Here is a 2,727-nt window from a genome sequence, read left to right as displayed (position 1 = left end):
GTCAGCCGATCAGGTGGGAGACGCCACCGTCGCCGCTGCCCACGGTGTTCTGGCCGACGACGCAGGTCTGCGACGGCTCGTTGTTCAGGACACCGGCCTCGACCGGCACCGCGACGCCGATGACGGCGACGGCGATGTTGTGCACCTCGGGGAGGCAGAGGTTCGGGTTGTCCAGGGTGTGGAAGTTCGGGCTGTGGTTGCCCGAGGTGCCGGTGGCGTTGGTGCCGCCGTTGCCCTGCACCGAGGTGGCGGCGCCGTCCGCGTCGCCGATGGCCATCGCCGGGGAGGCGATCGAGGCGAGACCGGCGGCGGCGAGGCCGGCGGCGGCGAGAGCCTTCTTGATCATTGGGTTTTCCTTTTCGGATCTGATGGAGTGGAGCAGCGGACCGGTGCGTGGCTCGCGCCGGGTCCTGACCGCCGGACCGGGGGAGCGGACCCGGCGGGTGGTGCCGCGCGGAGCGTGGGGCTCCGCGCCGGGGGCAGTGACGGTGGGTCAGCCGACCAGGTGGGAGACGCCGCCGTCGCCGCTGCCGAGGGTGCCCTGGCCGACCACGCAGGTCTGCTTGGGCTGGTTGTTGAGCGCGTCGACCTCGACCGGAACCGCGACGCCGAGCACGCCGACGCCGATGTTGTGGATCTCCGGGAGGCAGATGTTCGGGTTGTCGGCGAAGTGGAAGTTCGGGCTGTTGTTGCCCCAGGTGCCGGTGGCGTTGGTGCCGCCGTTGCCCTGGATCGAGCCGGCCGAACCGTCCGCGTTGCCGATGGCGACGGCGGGGGTGGACACCGCGGCCAGCGCGGCGGCGGCCAGGCCGACGGTAGCGAAAGTCTTCTTGAGCATGGTGGAGATACCTCTCTGAAATGCCGTTCGAGGGGTGCTGCCCCGTCGTCGTCGGGATCAAAGAATGGCGGCTCGGAAAGTTACGGGGTCTTCCGGAAATTCGTCGGCGATCACCGTTTCGCCCGCGCGCCGGTCGGATTTTCGACGGTGCGGAGATCGGATTATTCAGCCGTTCCGGTTAACTGCCGCTATCCGTCGGGCAGCTGGATCGTTCGCCAGGGTGCCCACCGGGCACGCGAACCAGCTTTCCGAACGAACTTTCCGAACGAACTTTCCCGAACGAACGGCGAACACGATGAAGCTCTCCAAGCGGGCGACCGGCGCTCTGCTGCTGGCGGTCGGCGCCGGCGTGGCGGCGACCCAGGGCGTGGCCCAGGCGGCCCCGAAGACCCCGGCCGAGGTGGCCGCGATCGAGAACGGCCTGGCCACCCAGGAGGTGCCGTTCAGCATCCCGCTCAGCGCGGCGACCGCGCCGCTGCCGCTGCTGCCGGACGGCGGCGAGGTCCACGGCGGGATCCCGACCTCGCCGCTGATGCCGCCCACCGGGACGGGCCAGAGCCCCACCCAGCCGATCCCGGACCACGTGCTGCCCGCGCTCAACGGCGGCAAGGTCGGCCCCTCGCTGGGCGCGGTGCTGCCGCTGCCCGAGGTCGACCGGAGCACCGAGCTCGGCGCCCTCGGCGTGGACGCCCCGGCCGCCCCGCTCAACCTGGGCGGTCCGGCGGTGGGCCTGGGGCAGCCGGTCTCCTTCGTCGAGGGCCAGAGCGGTCAGCTCACCGATGCCGCGCTCACCCTGGACAAGGTCGACCCGCACCTGGTGACCGCGCCGGTGCAGGCCGTCCCGGGGGCGAGCGCCTCGCTCGGCGGCGAGCAGGACCAGATCTCGGTCACCGACTCGGTGCGGAACCTGGCCGCCACCACCACCGCCACCACCGGCGAGATGGTCGACCAGGCCGACCCGGTGGGCATCCTCGCCAACGGGCTCAACCAGGCCCAGGTCTGACGGACCGCCGGCGGCACGCAGCGGCCCGGTCTCCCCGCGGGGGGAGGCCGGGCCGCTCGGTGTCCGCGCTCAGCCCGGCAGCACGCCGAGCAGCGGGCCGGCCAGCGGGAGGTCCTCCGCCCCGCCGCCGCCGGACAGCGGCGCGGTGAGCGGGGCGGTGCCGACCGGCGCGACGCCGTTGTCGGGGACGACCGCGACGCCGTTGTTCAGCACGTCCGCGCCGGAGCCGGCCCACGGGTCGAGCCGCAGCTCCTTCACCGGGGCGACGGCGTAGCCCAGCGCGCTGGTGGTGCCGCCGAGGGCCTGCTGGGCGTCGGTGTTCTGCAGGTGGGTGGTGGGCGCGGGGAGCCCGCCGAGCGTGTCCGCCTCGGCGTGCGCGGCCTGGGCGGTGACGCCGCCGAGCAGCATCGCGGCGCCGAGCGCGGCGACGGCGCCGGTGGTCTTCCGGGTCATCGGCCAATCCTTCGGGGTGAGCGGAGCGGTGCTCCGGGGAGGAACGCGAGCGGCCCCCCGGCCGCGGGGCCGGGGGGCGGTCTGCACGGGGGTGCCGATCAGCCGGGGGCTGTTCAGCAGTCGTCGCCGACCGGCGGCGCCGGGGGCTCCTCGACGACGGGCATGTCGACGTTGGCGCAGGAGTTGCCGAACGCCGGGTTCAGCAGGCCGATGACGTTGATCGAGTTGCCGCAGACGTTCACCGGGACGTGCACCGGCACCTGCACGGCGTTGCCGGAGAGCACGCCGGGGGAGTTGGCGGCGACGCCCTCGGCGCCGGCCGAGGCGTTGGCCAGGCCGGCCGAGCCGAGCACCAGGCCGGCAGCGGCGGCCGACAGGACGGCGGCCTTCTTCACGTTCTGCATGGGGGTTGATCTCCTAGATCACACAGAGG

Annotated in this window: 5 protein-coding genes; 1 reads left to right on the top strand and 4 read right to left on the bottom strand. The window is 73.3% G+C overall.

The window, feature by feature from the left end; all coding sequences use genetic code 11:
* Position 1: 1 nt before the first annotated feature.
* Complete coding sequence (locus tag ACFUEL_RS38075; protein ID WP_380242557.1) at positions 2-346, bottom strand: rodlet layer protein; 345 nt, start codon at positions 344-346, stop codon at positions 2-4.
* Between the two features lie 147 nt (positions 347-493).
* Positions 494-838, bottom strand: a complete 345-nt coding sequence (locus ACFUEL_RS38070; RefSeq protein ID WP_030457845.1) for a hypothetical protein — start codon at positions 836-838, stop codon at positions 494-496.
* A gap of 295 nt (positions 839-1,133) precedes the next feature.
* Between ACFUEL_RS38070 and ACFUEL_RS38065 the strand changes: the two genes are divergently transcribed.
* On the top strand, positions 1,134-1,841 hold the full coding sequence (locus ACFUEL_RS38065; protein WP_380242553.1) for a hypothetical protein: 708 nt from the start codon (positions 1,134-1,136) through the stop codon (positions 1,839-1,841).
* A 69-nt stretch (positions 1,842-1,910) separates the two neighbouring features.
* Here ACFUEL_RS38065 and ACFUEL_RS38060 read toward each other — a convergent pair whose 3' ends face one another.
* Together ACFUEL_RS38060 and ACFUEL_RS38055 are read right to left on the bottom strand one after the other, a co-directional pair.
* Entirely contained in the window at positions 1,911-2,294 is a 384-nt protein-coding gene (locus tag ACFUEL_RS38060; protein WP_380242551.1) for a hypothetical protein, read from the bottom strand.
* A gap of 113 nt (positions 2,295-2,407) precedes the next feature.
* Positions 2,408-2,698, bottom strand: coding sequence for a chaplin (locus ACFUEL_RS38055; RefSeq protein ID WP_380242550.1), 291 nt, complete (start codon positions 2,696-2,698; stop codon positions 2,408-2,410).
* Positions 2,699-2,727 lie beyond the last annotated feature (29 nt).

Source organism: Kitasatospora sp. NPDC057198 (assembly GCF_042670125.1).
GTDB lineage: Bacteria > Actinomycetota > Actinomycetes > Streptomycetales > Streptomycetaceae > Kitasatospora.
This window is presented reverse-complemented; position numbering and strand designations above follow the sequence as displayed.